Here is an 18,213-nt window from a genome sequence, read left to right on the forward strand (position 1 = left end):
TTTCCAGGAATGGGAATGAGCGGATCACCAGGCATGGGGATGGGCGGTTCACCAGGAATGGGAATGGGTGGTCAACCCGGAATGGGAATGGGCGGTTTTCCCGGAATGGGAATGTAGCTGTTTCTCTAGAAAGGGTATACGGCTAATCTTTAACGAAAACCAAAGATCAATAACACCATTCAAGTATTCCAACGAGTAAAGAAACCAAGGCAATTATAAAGAATGATTCGTATAAGGTAATTATTACATCAATAGACAAGAAGGAAACTGTGATTACATCTAATTGATATGTGGGGGTCTGTCTCCGCTCAGTTAAAGCGGTAAAGTAGAAAAGCTTCTAGTTTGGACTAGAAGCTTTTTGCTGTGTTATATCAATTTTCTGAAAAATTAAGTTCAATTTCAGATCGATAATTTACATATATTGTCTAATGGCGCAAAACCAACCGAAAATGGCACAAAAGGTGTTTAAAATGGCACAAAACCAACTGAAAATGGCACAAACCCACCTAAAAAAACACAAATCAAAATTTCTTGATAAAAAGATCTATTTCAGACTTACATAGAGTCTTAAATACAACCCAAAAACCCCCCAACGGGAGGTTTAAGTTACTTTATTTCAATTTTAATGTTAAATAATTCCAAATAATACAAGTAGAATGGATACTTTCCTCAAAGTTTTTCTCTCACATTGCCCTTTTTAGTTCAAACTACCTAATTTTACTATAGATCCAAATGATCAATCGCAGCTTTTTTATATGCTCGGCTTAAGGTATGAGCTTTTTTATAAAGGACATTCTTTTTCCCATTGCTCAGTTCTCCAACAAACTTAACCACAGTTTTCCCCTGTAACTCATTCCATAATTGATTAAACTCTTTTATATAGGGTTTAACCGAACCTTCATAAGCATTTACATCAATAGCGATTCCTTTAGACCATGCTTCCTGGTCTGTCACGATAATGGCTTTGTAAATCTTTTGATTTTTAATCAGTCTTAATGCATCCAGTAGTGCTAGGAATTCACAAACAATAGATTTAGCTGTTTTGATATTTCTGACATTGGAGATACCAGTTGCTGTATCACGATTTTCAATCAGAACCAAACCTGTCCCCGCATTGTGATTATTAAAATTGTAAGAACCATCAACGATAATAAAGGGAACCTCTTTAGGAATATTTAGACACAACGGCATTAAATACTTTTTCTTTGAACTTCTAGCCGAAGATGTTCCTTTCAGTATGACCACAGGCCCCTTCCGATAATGGTCAAGGATATCCTGAATATGAAAAAAGTCCTTTTCTCCGACTCTTTCAAAAGGCATTCGGTTTTTACACAACCCCACCAATTTCTCTTTTGTGATCCGCAACGTTGCGAGGACGATATCTTCAGTTACGTATTCTTCAAGGGTCCGTCCTTTTTGATCAACAAAGTCACTCTCTAACCGTTCCTGCGATGGTTGATAGGACTCCAACCATTTCAATATCTCGCTTTCCAAAAACCTATATTCATTTCCAATCATATAGTGAGGCATTCCATCCTCTAGATAGACATTCATTTTAGCTTTTGATACTTTTAATTTCTGTATGATCTCTCCTTTTAAAAGTAAAGCTACTGGAGATTTTTGTTGTGTTTTACTAGTGATCACTCTCACCTGCGTTCTATATTTCTTCTGTTCTTTTTTTGTGATGATATATAAATTATACTATTTTAGTAATATTTATCCAAGTAACGAAAAAAGATTAAGATTCCTCCTAATCTACGCATCGATATAGTATTTATTGCTCCATTAGCCATTTCGTGACAATCTCTGATTTTTCTTTATCTAATAGATTGCCTGGCATTTTCTTCGTACCTTCGTTGATGATTTTCAGGACGTCAGCTTCTGAATACTTACTTTTCATATTTGCCACAGTCGGGCCGACAGCCCCTTGTAATTTTTCACCATGACAAGCAGCACAACTTTCGTTATAGATTGATTCTCCATCCGTGGCTGTACTAGATTTATCGGATGAACAGCCGGGTAAAACTAACAGCGTTAACGCCAAAGCAACCCATAGTCGATTCACGATGTCTCCTCCAAACACAATATAATAGTAGAAATGTTCCTTATATCTATCTTAATTGAGTTTAGAGGTGAAAAATCGGCTCAATTTTGAACAAATGAGAAATGTTTCATGATAAGGTTGTTGCAAGAGGAAGTAAAGAATCAAGGAGTGGAGAATTTCTGGGTTTTTCCGATCAATGAGAGAGTCGAAAAGGTTTACTTGAAATATGGATTCCAAACGATAGCCAAACTAACGACTGGTCATGCATTTTTATCTGGAAAGAGTATTAAGGAAATACAGGGAAGCTAATGGTTCGAAAGTTTCCCTCTGGATATACCAGTGCCTTTGGTCACCACCCGAAATTTATCGAAGAGTGATAAGTTTCTAGTGGTAAAATTGGAAAGGCTAAAATCAATAAAGTGAGGTTTATGAATGATTTTTACCTATGCTATTACACAAGATAATCAGTTGATAATTGATGTAAAGTTGGAGGATCTAAGGTCAGATCGGTTCAAATTTTATTGGGTGGATTTTGAGGAACCAACTAATGTGGAAACAAAGTTGTTAAGTGAATTTTTCCACTTTCATCCCTTGGCGATTGAGGATTGTCTGCATTTTATCCAGCGCCCCAATATGAATTATTATGATGGTGTCCTTTTCTTTGTTTTACATTCATTAAGTAAAACAATAAGGTGCGAGGAGATAGATGTTTTTGTAGGAGAAAACTATGTCGTGTCCTTTCATAAGGAGAAGGATGAGGCAATAGATATGGTTAAGCAAAAATTATTTGCAAGTAAGGAAATGGAAAAGGTTGGACCGTTATTTGTTCTCCATAGCATTATTGATGAATTAGTGGATTGCTATTTTCCAATTTTGCATCAAATTGAGGATAAACTAAATGAATATGAAGAGAAGGAAGCCAGCAGCAAAAAAATCATCGAAGAGGTTTATGAGATTCGCAGAGAACTGATTCGTTTGCGAAAAACGATCATTCCGATGAGAGATTTGTTATATCGGATGATAAACTCGAAGCGGATTCAGGAAACAAAGCAAATTCACCATTATTTTTCCGATATATATGATCACTTGATGAAGTTAACGGATATAGTTGCGTCTAATCAAGACGTTACTTCTGATATGAGGGAGAATTACATGTCCATTCAATCCAATCGCATGAACTCCATTATGATGACACTTACCGTTATAACAACCATTTTTATGCCACTTACATTTATTGTAGGCGTGTACGGAATGAATTTTGATCATATGCCAGAGTTACATTGGCAATACGGCTATTTTATCACTCTAGGAGTTATGGCGATCATTGTAATTGTAATGATTTTTTGGTTTTACAAAAAAGGCTGGTTATTTAAAAAGTAACAAACAACCAATATTAAGTAATTTCAGAAAGAGTAAAATTTTATATTTGCTATATTATCATAGTAATCATCTTAAATATCATTACTCGTATATACTCGGTAATATGGTCTGAGTGTTTCTACCTGGTTCCCTAAGTATTGGCCTCCCGGCACCCTCTACAAAGGAAAGCTGGACAATTATCCTGTAATCGTTGCTAAAACAGGTAAGGGAATGGAAAATACAGCAGCCGCTACAGCAGTGGCGATTGAAAAATATAACCCGATCGCTATCATCAACCAGGGTACATCTGGCGGACATGATCCGAAATTACATGTATTTGATATTGTTTTAGGAAAAAGAACGACAAATATCGGTTCCTTAAAAACAGAAAGTAAGAATGAAAACGAGGGAATGGATCCCACTCCATGGATCTCGATGGACTTAATGGCTTCTGAAGGAAGCGGGTCAGATCCTAATGCTGAAAAAATCCGTTACTACGAGGGAGATAAGGATTTACTTGCAGCTGCTAATGCAGTAAAAGATACCTACACTAAGGGTGAAGTTGTCGAGGGTACGATCGGTTCAGCAGACGTTTGGAATAATGAAGTTGATCGAATTAAATGGTTCCATACGAATTACGGTACATCTGTAGAAGAAATGGAAGGTGCCGCAGCAGCACAAATGGCCAAAGCTTATGATGTACCATTCTTGGGTATTCGAGTACTATCAAATAATAAAACAAATGGTGGTAACTACAACCCGGATACAGCAGCAGTCAATCAAGAATATGTTTATGAAGTAGTTAAAAAATACATTTCTACTATTCAAAGCAAATAATATCGTAAAACTTAACAAACACCCTTGTCCAAGTAAATGAGGGTGTTTGCTTTAAGTGGAATTTAGGTTATTTATTTTCCCATCAACCAATTTGAAGAAGAAGACTTATCTATATGATAACTTCTTCTTTTTTTTGCCGATAAAACGTTTCGAGGACATGTGATTATTATAAAAATGTGTATTGACAATTGGTTAAATAGAGATACACTAAAACCATAAGGCACCTTAGTAGACAAGTAGACAACGTAGATATACTGTGATGCTTTTAGTTAATGTCTAAAAAAAGTAAGTCAAAATTTAATGAGGTGGCTGGTATGAAAGATTGTAGTGTTGAAGAATTAAAGCAAAAAGCGATTGAGCTTAGAAAAACGGCTATTACGATGATTCATGAAGCAAAATCTGGGCATCCAGGTGGTTCCCTATCAGCAGCTGATGTAGTATCGGCACTTTATTTTAGGGAAATGAACATTGATCCGACTAATCCCCAATGGGAAGACCGTGACCGGTTTGTTTTATCAAAAGGGCATGTTTGTCCTATTCAATATTCAGCATTAGCTTTACGAGGGTATGTTCCGTATGAAACCATTTACACGTTAAGACAGTATGGCTCTCCATTTCAAGGTCATCCCGATATGAAAAAGTGCCCTGGCATTGATATTTCTACTGGGTCTCTAGGACAGGGACTTTCTTGTGCAGTTGGAATGGCACTAGGGGGAAAAAGAGATTCTAAGGATTATAGAGTTTTCGCTATTGTAGGAGATGGAGAGTGTCAAGAAGGACAAATATGGGAAGCGGCACAAAGTGCGGTTAAGTATCAATTAGATAATTTAGTTGTATTTGTTGATGATAATGGATTGCAAATTGATGGTACAACGGATGAAATTATGCCCAATCAAGATTTAGAAAAAAAGTTTCAAGCCTTTGGTTTTGAAACAAGAAGAATTGATGGACATTCAATGGAAGAGATCGTTCATACATTAGATGATATAAGAGAAGCGAAAAATGGAAAGCCGAAATGCATCGTATGCGACACGATAAAAGGTAAGGGCGTATCCTTTATGGAAGATGTTTGTGGTTGGCATGGTGTTGCTCCAAATGATGCTGAGTATCTTCATGCAATAGAAGAAATTGCTGGGGGGTTAAAATAATGAGTGTTATCGAAAAAGATGTTTTCCAGAAAAAAGCTACCAGAGAAGCCTTCGGTGATGAAATTGTAAAATTAGGAAAAAAGAATAAAAATATTTATGTTGTTGATATTGATATTGGCAAGTCATGTAAGACGACAGAATTCGCAAAGCAATTACCTAATCAACATGTTAATGTTGGGATTGCTGAGCAAAATGGTGCTGGATTAGCTGCAGGATTAGCGACAACTGGCAAAATTCCTTTTGTAAGCACTTACGCAGTATTTGGTTCATTAAGAATGGCTGAGCAGATTCGACAAGAAATTTGTTACCCCAACTTAAATGTAAAAATTGCTTGTTCTCATGGGGGACTTACGCCAGCTAATGATGGTGCAAGTCATCAAAGTATAGAGGACATGGGAGTGCTAAGAACGATTCCTAATATGACAGTCATTATGGGTGCTGACTATTATTCTACTAGAAAATTAGTAGAGCAAGCAGCGGAAATGTATGGACCAGTCTACCTTCGTTTTACGAGAGATACGGTTCCAATTCTATATGATGAAAATGAAGAATTTACCATTGGGAAAGCAAAAAAGATCAAGGACGGGAAAGATATCGCGATTATTGCGAATGGGGATACCGTGTGTCTCGGATTAGAAGCAGTAAAGCAATTAGAAAAAGAAGGGATTTCTGTCAAGCTATTAGATATGCATACGATTAAACCTCTTGATCGAGAAGCAGTCGTTGAATGTCTAAATATCGGCAAGATCATTACGGTAGAAGATCATAATATTTTAAATGGTCTTGGAAGTGCCGTATGTGAAGTAGTGGCAGAAGAAGGAAAGGGTATTGTGAGAAGAATCGGGGTACAAGATCAGTTCGGACAATCTGCCCCCTATGAAAAATTGTTAGAGCTTAATGGAATTACGATAGAAGATATTGTAAGAACAGCAAAGGAAATACTTTAGTAAGGAATAATAAATCAGGAAGAGGGAGAAACAATGTCTGAATTAAATAATAGAGTAGCAATCGTTACTGGCAGTGGTTCCAAAAAGGGGATAGGACGTACGATCGCTTTAACCCTTGCAAAACAGGGAGCATCCGTTGTTGTTGCTGATATAAATATGGACGGAATTCAGGATACAGTTCATGCGATTACAGAAGCTGGCGGAAAAGCGTTAGGGGTAGAATTGAATGTGACCAGCAAAGAATCGAATGATGCCATGGTGGAGAAGGTTCTTCAAACATTTGGCCGAATCGATATCCTTGTCAATAACGCAGGGATTTCACAAAAAGTAACCGTTCAAGATATGACACTTGAGGACATATCAAGAGTATTTAATGTTAACATGTTTGGATTATTCTTATGCACTCAATCCGTACTAGAAACGATGAAAAAACAAAAGTATGGTAGAATCATTAGTCTTTCTTCCGTTTCAGCGAAACGAGGGGGAGGAGTATTTGGAGGGCCGCACTATTCCGCTTCAAAGGCAGCCGTATTAGGATTCTCCAAGAACCTTGCCCGCGAGGTTGCGCTTGATGGAATCACAGTAAACTGTGTAGCACCAGGACTTGTTAATACGGACATATGGAAATCGCTTCCTGAAGATCAGGCAAAGGAAGTTGTAGCAGGAATCCCTATGGGAAGACCTGGTGAAACGAAGGAAATTGCAGCAACCATCGCATTCTTAGTTTCAGAAGAAGCATCCTATATTACTGGTGAAGAAGTAGATATAAACGGTGGTTCGCACATGGATTAGTCTACATAGTTATCCTTTACAGGCATTCCAAACTGGTATGCCTGTATTAGCGTTATATGGAAATAAGGAAATTTCAATGGAAAAAAATGAGTCTGTTCGGCTTTTGTTAAAAGCTTTTCCGTCAGCCCGTGCTGTTTCCATCATAAGAATTAAGCTTGTTGCCCTTTCAAATAGATATATATATAATTATTTATATCTAATTACCTAAAATATAATGAACAATATATAGAGAGAAGTGGTTATTATTAATTTTAATCCAGTATCTAGCAAAAAATTATATATGCAAATTTATAATCAAATTCTTTCAGAAATCCAATCGGGTTCATTTAAAATAGGTGATAAACTGCCAGCTGAAAGAGAGCTATGCGAACAGTTTGGTGTAAGCCGTGCCCCTATTAGACAGGCCCTTAGTGCATTGGAATTGAATGGTGTTATTTATTCCCGTCAAGGCGAAGGTGCTTTTGTTAAAAGTAATCATACTGCAGCTGAAAATTCTCAATCCGCCATCTTTTTTGAATCAATCACTCCAGAGGACATTGTTGAAGCAAGGATGAATATTGAGCCTTTGATTGTAAGATATGCAGCGCAAAGGGCTACTGATGAAGACATAGAGGAGCTTCGTTCGACCATCAAACAGATGGAGGACGAAACCAAGGCTGGCGTATATGTACCAGAAACAGATGAGAAATTACATAATGGTATTGCAAAGGCCTCACATAATGATTTATTTATTAACATCATGGCGGCTATTAGTAATGCTATGAAACAACAAGAAATGTGGAAATTTATTCGAGATCGAACCGTAACTCGCCCAGACTATCGAGACGTTAATTTTAAAGAGCATCAATTAATTATTAAAGCGATTGAGAATCATAACGAAATAGAAGCAGTAGAAATTATGACTAAACATATGCAAAACTTATATGATCGATATTGGAAAGATTAAACAAGAAAATTCCGTGCCGATAATAGTTTGATGGCATTAAACAGTATGTAAATAGAAACTTACACTTTAAATCCCCTACCTAAAAAAATGGTGGGGGATTTTTATTTTTCTTTGGAATTGGATTCATTTCAATAATCTTATTGACAAACAATTCAAGTAAAAGTATATTACTAATATAAGGTACCTTAATAGACAAGTGAACAAGATGACAAGAGACAGACAGGCAGGCAGGGTGAGTGTAAAGAATTTCATCGGTTAAAAAAGGGGGAAGATGATGAGAGCAGCAGTCATTGATAAACCATTCTCAGTAGAATTACAAGAGGTTGGCATCCCAGATATCAAGCAAGCGAATGAAGTCAAGATTCAAGTCAAGGTAACTGGAATATGCGGTTCGGAAATTCATGCTTACCACGGAACCCATCCTTTTCGAATTCCACCAGTCATCTCAGGACATGAGCTTGCTGGTATGGTAATCGAAATAGGTTCAGAAGTAAAAAGTGTCTCGGTGGGCAATCGCGTCACTGTTGAGCCCCATTATGGCTGTGGAGTTTGCAGACACTGTCAAGCCGGAAATTATCATATTTGTAAAGAAAAGAAGGTTTTAGGTACACAGGAATGGATCGGTTCCTTTGGCGAATTTATTGTAGTTCCTGAAAACACAATCGTAAAGTTGCCTGATAATGTATCCTTTGAACAGGGAGCCCTGATTGAGCCGCTTGCTGTTGGTGTCCATGCTGTCAGAAAGGCTAGAGTAGGTCTGGGCGATAAAGTGGCGATCCTTGGAGCAGGTCCAATTGGTTTGGGACTATTGCTAGCAGCAAAAAACTCAGGTGCAACCAAGATCTTTATAACAGATGCTGTTGATTTTAATTTAGATATTGCCAAAAAATTAGGAGCCACGTCTCCAATCCATACGATTCATGAGGATGCAGTTCAAAGAATTTTGGACGAGACCAATGGTGATGGTGTAGATACAGTATTCATTGCGGTTGGAATCCAATCCGTGCTAAATGATTCTTTCAAAATGGTTAGAAGGGGCGGAAAGATTTCTGAAGTTGCTCTTTTTGGAAAGAAACCAGAAATTGATATTTCCTACATTCAAAATAAGGAAATCCAATTAATTGGTTCCAATATGTATGTGAGAAATGATTTCGAGATTGCAGCAGAGGCAATAGCAGCCAATATGTTTGATACGTCTTTGCTCATTTCAAAGGTTGTACCCATTGAAGATATCAAGAATGCCATGAAAATTGTTGATGAAAAATTGGAAAATGTGGTAAAAGTATTGCTGAAGTTCTAATATATCCCACACTATATTGCTTTACATACATCAGGTCTTTACTTTATCGTATAGTAAGATAATTATTATGGGAAAACATTTGAGGAATCGATCTGACATACCCCATCTTTTGTTTCGCTAAACCGAGTGGAATAAAAGTATTTTTTGAAAGCGTTTTATGTAAGGGGTTGCGTTTTAAATTCTCGAAATTTTTAAACCTTTTCAGGGAGATTCGTAGCTTCATTGTCAAAAGGAATTTGATAGACTATCAAACTCTAAATGAAAGCTTGTAAAAAGGAAGGCATGAACACATAAGGGGGAATTATTTTGGATCTACTACAATTAGAGCGTTCAACTACTAAAAAAGTTACGTTAAGATTAATCCCATTTCTATTTCTATGTTTTACAATATCTATACTTGATAGGGTGAATATTGGATTTGCTGCCCTGCAAATGAACGAAGATTTAGGTTTCTCTAATGCTGTTTTTGGATTGGGAGCAGGGATCTTTTTCCTTGGTTATTTCCTTTTAGAAGTACCAGGCAGCGCCATGATGACGAAAATTGGAGCTAGAAAATGGATTAGTAGAATCATGGTTACATGGGCTATAATTGCCGTTTTAATGGCTTTCGTACAAACTCCCATGCAATTTTATACAGCACGGTTTCTTTTAGGGGTTGCTGAAGCTAGTTTTTATCCATGTATGGTTTTTTACTTAAGTGGTTTTTATCAAACAAAGCATCATGCTAAAGCGATTGCAGGATTTATGCTGGCGATACCAGGTGCGAATGCCTTAGGTGCTCCACTCTCTACTTTCTTACTAGGTGTCGACTGGTTAGGTTTAGCTGGATGGCAATGGCTGTTTGTTTTGGAAGCGATTCCAGCGGTCATCTTAGGTGTAGTATGTTTCTACTATCTTGATGATAAAATTGAAGGTGTAAAATGGTTGAACAAAGACGAGAAACAATGGTTAATTGACGTTACAACAAAAGAGAAACTGGAAAAACAGCAAGTAAAACACTACACTTTCTCGCAGGCTTTAAAGGATCGTGACGTTCTTATCTTATCGGTAGGGTATTTTTGCTGGATGATTGGTTATTATGGAATTGTCATGTTTTTACCAACCATTTCTCAAGGATTAACGGAGACAACATCACTAAGTACCCAATCTATGGGTTGGGTTTTAGGGCTAATGTATGTTTGTGCCATGGTGACGATGATTCTAGTTGGTAACCATTCCGACAAGAAGAACGAGAGACGTTGGCATGTTGCGGCATGTTTAACAACAAGTGCCGTTGCAATGGTTATTAGCAGCTTAGTTGCAAATACCAGTATTGTATTATCCTTTGTTTTCCTAACAATCGCCTTATGTGGAGCATTTGGTGCCTACTCTCCATTCTGGTCCATTCCGCCATCTTTCTTAACGGAGGCCGCTGCAGCAGGGGCAATTGCACTCATCAACAGTGTAGGAAATCTTGGTGGATTCTTTGGACCATACATTGTGGGATATATAAAGGATACAACAGGGTCCTTTAATACAGCGATGATTTTCTTAGGTGTCAGCATGATTATTAGCTCCTGTATTGTTGTTTTCTTGGTGAAACAGTCAGGAAGGGCTCTAAATAAGAATGACCTAAGTCTAAAAAAATCTAGTTAAAACAAAAATTTCATCATTCCATGATTCTACCTTAAATAAAATTCCGGCGGTTACGTTAATCTGGCTGCTGGAATTTCCTTCTAACCAATTAAAATTCTTATTGTGTAAGAGGGTGTATTAATAATGAAAAAACTAGGGGTCTTAACAAGTGGTGGAGATGCCCCAGGAATTACAACGCTACATTGAAGAGAAGTTAAACATTAGTGTAAGAACTACTGTATTGGGTTTCATACAAAGAGGCGGAAACCCATCAGCATTTGATCGGGTATTAGCAACCAAAATGGGAGTTACGGCCGTAGAACTGTTGGTGAATGGACACTCCGGTCATACAGTAGGAATGAAAGAAAATAAAATCATCCATAGAGAACTTGAACATGTCCATGCCGAACGGGCTGATAAGCAGGATAAATATAGATTACTAGAAACGCTGTTGCACTAGGAAATAGCCATTAAATCAGGATTATTTAAATGGTTACCAAAAATGTTTTTATCAAACAAAAGTTAAGGGGGCAAACAATTATGGTTGAGCAATTAATAGTAAAACAAGGTACCATCATATGTCAGGTATGTGGAGAAGTGATTGACATAGTTGATAACCCAGAAGGCGTTAAAACATGGTATGGAATGTGTACGGATTGTTCTGAAGGGAAGAAAGAAGATTGATTTTGCTCTAGGAACTTTTAGGTTTTATATATAGCTAAAGACGAGAGCAAGCTGCTCTTTGTCTTTTTTTATTGGGAGGGCACTTAAAAGCCCTTGATTAAAAAAAGACAAAAAAGAGAGAGAATGCCATGGGTGCATTCTCTCTAAATTATTAACGAATTCAAACACATTTAGAAACGGTTCTCAAAGGACTTAAGTTGAGGTATACGACTATTGCAATTAAATAAAAAAAGATCCGTAAGGAATAGATAAAATCCTATGTACGTGTGTTGTAAATATTGTGAAAAGGTCAAAATAAGGATTTAGGGGTTTAGAATGTTTATCGTCTAATAATAACCTATTATATTCGTTAAGCAGTTTGTCTAGTTCTTGGCTGCAATAGATGGTTTCTTCATTTTGAAGTCCTTTTGTCATTCCTAATTTAATCATTTCCTTTTTTTTCTCTTTAATAGCAGCTTCACATTGTTCTAGTCTCATTGCCGATTACTCCTTATAAAATTTCAGTAAAATTTCAGTAAACGTAGATTCTAGTAGAGTTGAATGAATTATAGCATTTATTAACTGATATGGATTAGATTCGATAAAAGAAGATAAAAGAAGATAAAAGGAGACAAAAATAGACGAGGCTTGTAGATTTTCGACAACATGGCCTGTTGAATTCACTCATTTTGTAGTCCCTTAAAGAGTTGAAGGACTTTAAGACTAAAATTTGCAGGAGTGTTCCAACAACTAATAGGTAGATAGTAAGCTCTTCTGGAGATTAATAAGACCGAGTTTCTTCTATTAAGAAAGAGATTTCTGATATTATTATTTTATACTTAAAAAAGTGTATGGAAGGATGCGTGATAGGTTGATGGACCACTATGATGTAATTATTGTAGGAGCAGGGGCTATGGGCATGGCTGCAGGGTATTATTTATCGAAGCTTGGAAAAAGGACATTATTACTAGATTCTAATGATCCCCCCCATAGCTTGGGCAGCCATCATGGGGATACTAGAATCATTCGCCATGCCTATGGAGAAGGAAGGGAATATGTTCCGCTTGCACTCCGAGCTCAAGCATTATGGCGAGAATTAGAACAAGAATCAGGAATGGATTTGTTTTCTCCTACAGGAGTATTATGTGTCGGTGCAGAGGGCTCTTTATTTATCGAGGAAGTTGTCAAAAGTGCAAAAGAATTTTCTTTACCTCTTGAAATACTACCAAGTGATGAGATAAATGTTCGGTGGCCAGGCTTCAAGATACCAGAAGGATCCGTAGGATGTTTAGAAAAAAATTCAGGAGTGTTATTTAGTGAAGAATGTATTCGAGCCTATCGCCGACTTGGCTTAGCGAATGGGATGACATTGGTGCCATTTACAAAAGTGGAGAAAATTGAAAAGTTTGGTGAAGGTGCCATTGTACAAACAAATAGCGAGCAATATGTTGCTGATTATGTGGTTGTCTGTTCGGGAGCTTGGACAGGAAAAATCCTTGAGGGAACAGGATTAGACATTCCTCTTCAGCCGACACGGAAAACAGTCTCATGGTTTGAATGTGATGATATTCTTTATGATTCCAGTCGTTTTCCGGCTTTCACGATTGATTTATTAGATGAACATTATTATGGCTTTCCAAATATCAATGGAAGTGGGTTAAAAATCGGAAGACATGATGGTGGCGAAAAGGTAGATCCGGATTTTTTCAATCGGGAATACGGTGTCAATTCATCAGATGAGTATGAGGCTCGGAACTTTATTAAAAAGTATCTACCAAAAGCCAATGGTCCCCTGATTAAAGGTAAAACCTGTCTTTATACACTTACTCCTGATGAGCATTTTATTATTGACCGTCACCCTATACTTTCAAATGTCATTATAGCGGCGGGTTTTTCAGGACATGGCTTTAAATTTGCAAGTATCATAGGAGAAATAATAGGTAATCTAGTTACTGAAGGTAAAACTAATTATGATATCTCCATGTTTTCACTTCATCGATTTTCAAATGAATTTAATAATTAATAAGGGGGGAACCTTAAATGCGGTTTCCTCCTTTTTTATGGCCAATAATCACTTTACAATAGCAACATTGTGCTAATAGTTCGAATGATTATCTAGAGCCTTCTGTATTTCAAAACATTATAATTTAGTTAGATAAAGTGTAAACGCTTAAATAACGATGAAAGGTAATTAAGTTATTTTTTTTTGAGAGTATTTATCTGAAAAATTAAAAAATAGTGAAAAGGAGTTTTTTATGAGTAATCAAAAATATTTAATGGATGATGCCCCGCTTAATAAATTTCATCTTCGTATTACTGCACTTACTTTCGGTTCTAATTTTTCAGATGGTTTTGCTTTAGGGATTATTGGAATGGCGCTTTCATTATTAGGACCAGAAATGAAATTAGGACCTATATGGGAAGGATTAATCGGAAGCTCGGCTTTAATTGGTCTCTTTTTTGGGAGCCTATTTCTAGGTGGATTATCTGATCGCATTGGCAGACAAAAAATCTACTTAGCTAACTTTCTGATTATTACGATTGCCTCTGCTTTACAGTTTTTTGTCAATGACCCATGGACGTTATTCATTTTACGCTTATTGATCGGGATTGCATTAGGAGGAGACTACGCTGTTGGATCGACTTTACTAGCTGAGTTTGCCCCTAGAAAGTATAGAGGATTATTGCTTTCTTCTTTAAATGTACTTTGGACAGTTGGTTATGTCGTTTCAAATATTGTAGGTTTTTATTTACAAAAATCAGGCCCGGATTCTTGGCGATGGATGCTTATGAGTGCTGCCATTCCCGCTTTCCTTTTATTAATTTTACGAATTGGAACTCCTGAATCGCCGCTCTGGTTAATTAAAATGGGACGTGTGGAAGAGGCTCGTGCTATTGTTAGAAAATATATTGGACCCAATGCCATCATGGATGAAACGATTAAAGAAAATACTAAAAAAGCTTTCCGTATGGTTGATCTTTTCAGTAAACATCTTTGGAAACGGACAACCTTTGGATCTTTATTTTATTTATGTCAGGTTGTTCCGTATTTCGCCATCTATACTTTTCTACCTACGATATTAAGTAAAATGGGATTTGAAGAAACGTTTAGTATTGATATGCAACTGAACATTTTCCTGCTAGTTGGATCCATCGTTGGTGTTTGGTGTACGGAAAAGCTTACGCGAAGAAGCTTCACGATTTCTACCTTTATCATTCTTACCATTTCTTTATTTTTGTTAAGTGTATTGCCTAAGGATTCGCAAACGTTAGCGATCATTATCTTTGCTACCTTTACTTTTGTTATGTCTGCGGCATCAAACCTTACATTAGTGTATCCTGCAGAACTTTTCCCTACAGAAATTCGTGGCACAGGTGTCGGCGTAACTACGGCTGTCAGCCGAATTGGTTCTGCTATTGGAACCTTTCTGTTACCAGTTAGTGTTAGTTCATGGGGGATGGGACCATCGATGATTGCGATGAGTGTTATACTGTTGATTGGAACAATTGTATCGATCGCATGGGCACCAGAAACAAAGTATCTATCGATAAGTGATGTTAATAAACCAGAACTTGAAACGGGGAACTCTCCAATCATAGATTCTGCGCATTCAAGCAAAAGAAATTTATCATAAGCTTTATTTTTGAATAATGAGGTGTTTTAGATGACCAAGAATGAATACTTACAGCCAAGAGATATTAAAGAGGTTATTCTTGGAGATCATGAGCTTTCGATTCATGAGGTGATCGCTGTTGCTAGATATTCTGCAAAAGTTTCCTTTACGGATACGTATTGTAACAGGGTAAAAACATCACGTGGATTAATCGAAAAGTTTTTACAAGAAGAGCGTGCGATTTATGGAGTGACAACCGGATTTGGCAGTAATGTAACAGAAGTGATTTCGAAGAACGATGCTGAAATACTACAACGAAATATTGTTCGATCACATGCTGTCTCGGTAGGTGAGCCACTGGAAAAAGAAGTGGTTAGAGCGATTCAGCTAATGATCCTAAACCATTTAGGGCATGGATTTTCAGGAGTCAGTTTAGAGGTTTTAGAACTTATGGCCGGATTATTAAATCATGACATATTACTGGTTGTACCCGGTGATGGTTCAGTGGCCTACCTTGCTCCTGAAGCACATATTGCTTTAGTATTAATGGGTGAAGGAAAAGCTTGGTATAACGGTGAACTCCTTTCAGGTTGTGATGCATTAGAGAAAGCAGGACTAAAACCGGTTATTTTAGGCTGTAAAGAAGGACTAGCACTAATAAGTGGTACGACTTCGGTTACAGCAATCGCCACGCTCGCCTTATACAATGCGATTCAAGCTGTGAAGACAGCAGATATTTCGGGGGCCATGTCGTTTGAGTCATTAAAAGGTACGATAAAAGCTTTTGATCCTCGACTCCATTCCGTAAAAAAACACGAGGAACAGGGGAAAACAGCCCGAAATTTAGTGACAATTCTGAGTGGAAGTGAAATTGTCGAAAGTTACAAAGATCATCGATTACAAGATGCTCTAAGTTTACGCTGTATTCCACAAGTCCATGGTGCAGTAAAGAAGGTATTAAAAAATACGCTAGAAAACCTGATGAATGAAATGCAGTCCACAAGTGATAACCCAATCATCTGGCCTGATGGGGAAGATGGGCTTGCCCTAATGGGAGGAAACTTCGATGGCTCATTCGTAGGAATGGATGCAGATACCATGTGTATCGCGATGGCTAACTTAGCCAAGATAACGGAACGCAGGATTGATCGATTAGTGAATTATCATGTAAGTGAACTACCAAACTTTTTAGTGGCCAATCCCGGTTTGAATAATGGCTATATGATTCCACAGTATACGGCTGCAGGCTTATTAAATGAAATCAGAGTTCTTTCTCATCCCGCTACAATTGATAATGTGTCCACTTGTGCGAATCAAGAAGATGTGGTGAGTTTTGCCTATTTTGCAGCTAAAAAGGCCTATCAAATATCAAAGAAACTTCAATATATTTTAGCGATTGAGCTGATGCTTGCCACGCAGGCTTTAGATTTCTATGAAACATTGAATCCATCAATCGTCACTGGAAAAGTTCATCAGTTTATTCGAGAGAAAATTCCAACTGTTCAAGAGGACAGATTTTTCCATCCTGATATTGAAATCATTTTCCACTATATTCAAGAAGGAGAAATCGTGACACTAGTCGAAGAGTTAATTGGAGAAATAGAATAGTAATTGTTTAAGGAGGAAGCCACAGGAAGCTTCTTCTTTTTCTTTAACTTAGAAAGACAGGATGAACGAGGGGAATGATTATGAAGCAAGATCCAATCAGAGCTGCTTTTTCGCATCTTCTACTCTCTGGAACACTTGTTCACGAAGGGACATTTGCAGAGTTACAACAAAAATTCGGGATTTCTATTCATCCACATTTAGTTATGATTATTTCAATCGATCGTTATCCAGATATAGCAAGCGCAAGCGGGAATTCTTTGGAGTGGAGAAAAAAAGTTGGCCAGCAGCTAGTGGAAAAAATTGAGGAAACCGTACGTATTCCTTTTCTTTGGAATTGGATTGAAGAGGGAGTTCTAGCTCTTCTTTTAGAATTAGAGGAACAGGATTCAGTAAATGAGTTTAATAGAAAAATGGTTCATATGGCAAAAGAAATCCAACTTGCTACTAATTCTATTGACCTGTCAGTATCCATAGGGATTGGTAGATATTATCAGGATCCATATGCGCTTTACCAATCGTTTTTAGAAGCAAGGAAATCCATGACAGGCCGCTTTTTTCAAGGTAATCAATTAATCTTTCATTGTGAAATGAAACGAAATAACGAGGAGCCAATAATCAATCCGTTTAATGAAGAAAAGGCAGAGCTGCTGGCACTTGTTAAAATTGGGGATGTAGAAGGGACCATTCAAAATTTGAAATGCCTCCTGGAAAAATTAGCTGTGGCTAGTCATTTTAATGAGGATATTTTCAAAACAGAAGTAGTGTCCATCGTCTTATTATTGTCTAAACGGGTGATAGATTCAGGTGCAAATGCAATAACCATCCATTCAAATAATACTAATTTTATTCAAAACTTGTATCATATTATTCGTTACGATAAATTTGTCAATCAGGTTTGTGAATATGCGGTTTGGCTTACCGAGCAATCAGTAAACACGAATTTAAATGAAGTAAGTCCTGTAATTCAACAAGCTATCGGTTATATTAAAGAACACCATCAGAAGAGTATTTCGCTGATTGAAATAGCACAATATTGCTGCTTAAGCCGGCATCATTTTAGTCATTTGTTTAAAAAAGAAGTAGGGATTAGTTTGATTGATTATTTAAATCGAATGAGAATTGACATGTCTTTGTCGTATTTAGAAATGACTGATTTACCAATAAGTGAGATTGCTGCCAAAATAGGTTTCCATGATGCCAATTATTTTAGCCGCATGTTTAAAAAGTATATGCAGTTTAGTCCTTCAGATTATCGATTAGCAAGAAATTGAATGGTACTATTATTTTTATCGCCAAACAGTATAAAGGCAGAACAGCTTCTCAAAAGCGGTTCTGCCTTTT

16 protein-coding genes, 2 pseudogenes and 1 riboswitch are annotated in these 18,213 nt (G+C 37.1%); of the genes and pseudogenes, 15 read left to right on the forward strand and 3 right to left on the reverse strand.

What is annotated here, in order from left to right:
- Positions 1-720: 720 nt before the first annotated feature.
- Together J7E77_RS31520 and J7E77_RS25575 are read right to left on the reverse strand one after the other, a co-directional pair.
- On the reverse strand, positions 721-1,644 hold the full coding sequence (locus tag J7E77_RS31520; protein ID WP_214717762.1) for a reverse transcriptase-like protein: 924 nt from the start codon (positions 1,642-1,644) through the stop codon (positions 721-723).
- A gap of 130 nt (positions 1,645-1,774) precedes the next feature.
- Complete coding sequence (locus tag J7E77_RS25575; RefSeq protein WP_214717763.1) at positions 1,775-2,065, reverse strand: c-type cytochrome; 291 nt, start codon at positions 2,063-2,065, stop codon at positions 1,775-1,777.
- A gap of 120 nt (positions 2,066-2,185) precedes the next feature.
- On the opposite strand from J7E77_RS25575, the pseudogene J7E77_RS25580 reads away from it, so the two are divergent.
- The 11 genes and pseudogenes from J7E77_RS25580 to J7E77_RS25630 form a co-directional block, all read left to right on the forward strand.
- Positions 2,186-2,353: pseudogene (locus J7E77_RS25580) on the forward strand (GNAT family N-acetyltransferase); the annotation flags it as partial.
- Between the two features lie 123 nt (positions 2,354-2,476).
- The gene (gene corA / locus J7E77_RS25585; RefSeq protein WP_214717765.1) at positions 2,477-3,424 is read left to right on the forward strand and encodes a magnesium/cobalt transporter CorA; all 948 of its coding nucleotides are present in this window, start codon (positions 2,477-2,479) and stop codon (positions 3,422-3,424) included.
- A gap of 65 nt (positions 3,425-3,489) precedes the next feature.
- Positions 3,490-3,589, forward strand: a riboswitch (purine riboswitch).
- Positions 3,581-4,240, forward strand: a pseudogene (locus J7E77_RS25590) (5'-methylthioadenosine/S-adenosylhomocysteine nucleosidase); the annotation flags it as partial. (Overlaps the previous riboswitch by 9 nt.)
- A gap of 272 nt (positions 4,241-4,512) precedes the next feature.
- Positions 4,513-5,388 (forward strand): transketolase, encoded by an 876-nt coding sequence (locus J7E77_RS25595; RefSeq protein WP_214717766.1) that lies wholly within the window; start codon positions 4,513-4,515, stop codon positions 5,386-5,388.
- Positions 5,388-6,335: a transketolase family protein gene (locus J7E77_RS25600; protein ID WP_214717767.1), complete on the forward strand. Its 948-nt coding sequence runs from the start codon at positions 5,388-5,390 to the stop codon at positions 6,333-6,335. The genes J7E77_RS25595 and J7E77_RS25600 overlap by 1 nt, the downstream gene beginning before the upstream one ends.
- A gap of 33 nt (positions 6,336-6,368) precedes the next feature.
- Positions 6,369-7,127: an SDR family NAD(P)-dependent oxidoreductase gene (locus J7E77_RS25605; RefSeq protein WP_214717768.1), complete on the forward strand. Its 759-nt coding sequence runs from the start codon at positions 6,369-6,371 to the stop codon at positions 7,125-7,127.
- 280 nt (positions 7,128-7,407) lie between these two features.
- Positions 7,408-8,073, forward strand: coding sequence for a FadR/GntR family transcriptional regulator (locus J7E77_RS25610; protein WP_214717771.1), 666 nt, complete (start codon positions 7,408-7,410; stop codon positions 8,071-8,073).
- 274 nt (positions 8,074-8,347) lie between these two features.
- Positions 8,348-9,373, forward strand: a complete 1,026-nt coding sequence (locus tag J7E77_RS25615; protein WP_214717773.1) for a zinc-dependent alcohol dehydrogenase — start codon at positions 8,348-8,350, stop codon at positions 9,371-9,373.
- Between the two features lie 306 nt (positions 9,374-9,679).
- Complete coding sequence (locus J7E77_RS25620) at positions 9,680-11,008, forward strand: MFS transporter (protein ID WP_214717775.1); 1,329 nt, start codon at positions 9,680-9,682, stop codon at positions 11,006-11,008.
- Positions 11,009-11,165: 157 nt separating this feature from the next.
- Entirely contained in the window at positions 11,166-11,447 is a 282-nt protein-coding gene (locus tag J7E77_RS25625) for a 6-phosphofructokinase (protein WP_214730706.1), read from the forward strand.
- 80 nt (positions 11,448-11,527) lie between these two features.
- On the forward strand, positions 11,528-11,671 hold the full coding sequence (locus J7E77_RS25630) for a GapA-binding peptide SR1P (RefSeq protein ID WP_214717777.1): 144 nt from the start codon (positions 11,528-11,530) through the stop codon (positions 11,669-11,671).
- A 219-nt stretch (positions 11,672-11,890) separates the two neighbouring features.
- Here J7E77_RS25630 and J7E77_RS25635 read toward each other — a convergent pair whose 3' ends face one another.
- Positions 11,891-12,148: an aspartyl-phosphate phosphatase Spo0E family protein gene (locus J7E77_RS25635; RefSeq protein ID WP_214717785.1), complete on the reverse strand. Its 258-nt coding sequence runs from the start codon at positions 12,146-12,148 to the stop codon at positions 11,891-11,893.
- 376 nt (positions 12,149-12,524) lie between these two features.
- Here J7E77_RS25635 and solA point away from each other — a divergent pair, with 376 nt between their 5' ends.
- The 4 genes from solA (at position 12,525) to J7E77_RS25655 (ending at position 18,143) form a co-directional block, all read left to right on the forward strand.
- A complete protein-coding gene (gene solA, locus J7E77_RS25640; protein ID WP_214717924.1) occupies positions 12,525-13,673 on the forward strand; it encodes an N-methyl-L-tryptophan oxidase in 1,149 nt (382 codons plus the stop codon).
- Between the two features lie 232 nt (positions 13,674-13,905).
- Entirely contained in the window at positions 13,906-15,285 is a 1,380-nt protein-coding gene (locus tag J7E77_RS25645) for an MFS transporter (RefSeq protein ID WP_214717786.1), read from the forward strand.
- Positions 15,286-15,315: 30 nt separating this feature from the next.
- Positions 15,316-16,872: a histidine ammonia-lyase gene (gene hutH, locus J7E77_RS25650; RefSeq protein ID WP_214717787.1), complete on the forward strand. Its 1,557-nt coding sequence runs from the start codon at positions 15,316-15,318 to the stop codon at positions 16,870-16,872.
- An 80-nt stretch (positions 16,873-16,952) separates the two neighbouring features.
- Positions 16,953-18,143, forward strand: coding sequence for an AraC family transcriptional regulator (locus J7E77_RS25655; protein ID WP_214717789.1), 1,191 nt, complete (start codon positions 16,953-16,955; stop codon positions 18,141-18,143).
- The last annotated feature ends 70 nt before the right edge of the window (positions 18,144-18,213 follow it).

It is taken from the genome of Bacillus sp. ISL-77, from assembly GCF_018613105.1.

Coding starts and splice junctions, on each gene's coding strand:
- corA (WP_214717765.1), top strand. CDS start 2,477: ATGATTTTTACCTATGCTATTACACAAGATAATCAGTTGATAATTGAT.
- J7E77_RS25595 (WP_214717766.1), top strand. CDS start 4,513: ATGTCTAAAAAAAGTAAGTCAAAATTTAATGAGGTGGCTGGTATGAAA.
- J7E77_RS25600 (WP_214717767.1), top strand. CDS start 5,388: ATGAGTGTTATCGAAAAAGATGTTTTCCAGAAAAAAGCTACCAGAGAA.
- J7E77_RS25605 (WP_214717768.1), top strand. CDS start 6,369: ATGTCTGAATTAAATAATAGAGTAGCAATCGTTACTGGCAGTGGTTCC.
- J7E77_RS25610 (WP_214717771.1), top strand. CDS start 7,408: ATGCAAATTTATAATCAAATTCTTTCAGAAATCCAATCGGGTTCATTT.
- J7E77_RS25615 (WP_214717773.1), top strand. CDS start 8,348: ATGAGAGCAGCAGTCATTGATAAACCATTCTCAGTAGAATTACAAGAG.
- J7E77_RS25625 (WP_214730706.1), top strand. CDS start 11,166: ATGCCCCAGGAATTACAACGCTACATTGAAGAGAAGTTAAACATTAGT.
- J7E77_RS25630 (WP_214717777.1), top strand. CDS start 11,528: ATGGTTGAGCAATTAATAGTAAAACAAGGTACCATCATATGTCAGGTA.
- J7E77_RS25635 (WP_214717785.1), bottom strand. CDS start 12,148: ATGAGACTAGAACAATGTGAAGCTGCTATTAAAGAGAAAAAAAAGGAA.
- solA (WP_214717924.1), top strand. CDS start 12,525: ATGGACCACTATGATGTAATTATTGTAGGAGCAGGGGCTATGGGCATG.
- J7E77_RS25645 (WP_214717786.1), top strand. CDS start 13,906: ATGAGTAATCAAAAATATTTAATGGATGATGCCCCGCTTAATAAATTT.
- hutH (WP_214717787.1), top strand. CDS start 15,316: ATGACCAAGAATGAATACTTACAGCCAAGAGATATTAAAGAGGTTATT.
- J7E77_RS25655 (WP_214717789.1), top strand. CDS start 16,953: ATGAAGCAAGATCCAATCAGAGCTGCTTTTTCGCATCTTCTACTCTCT.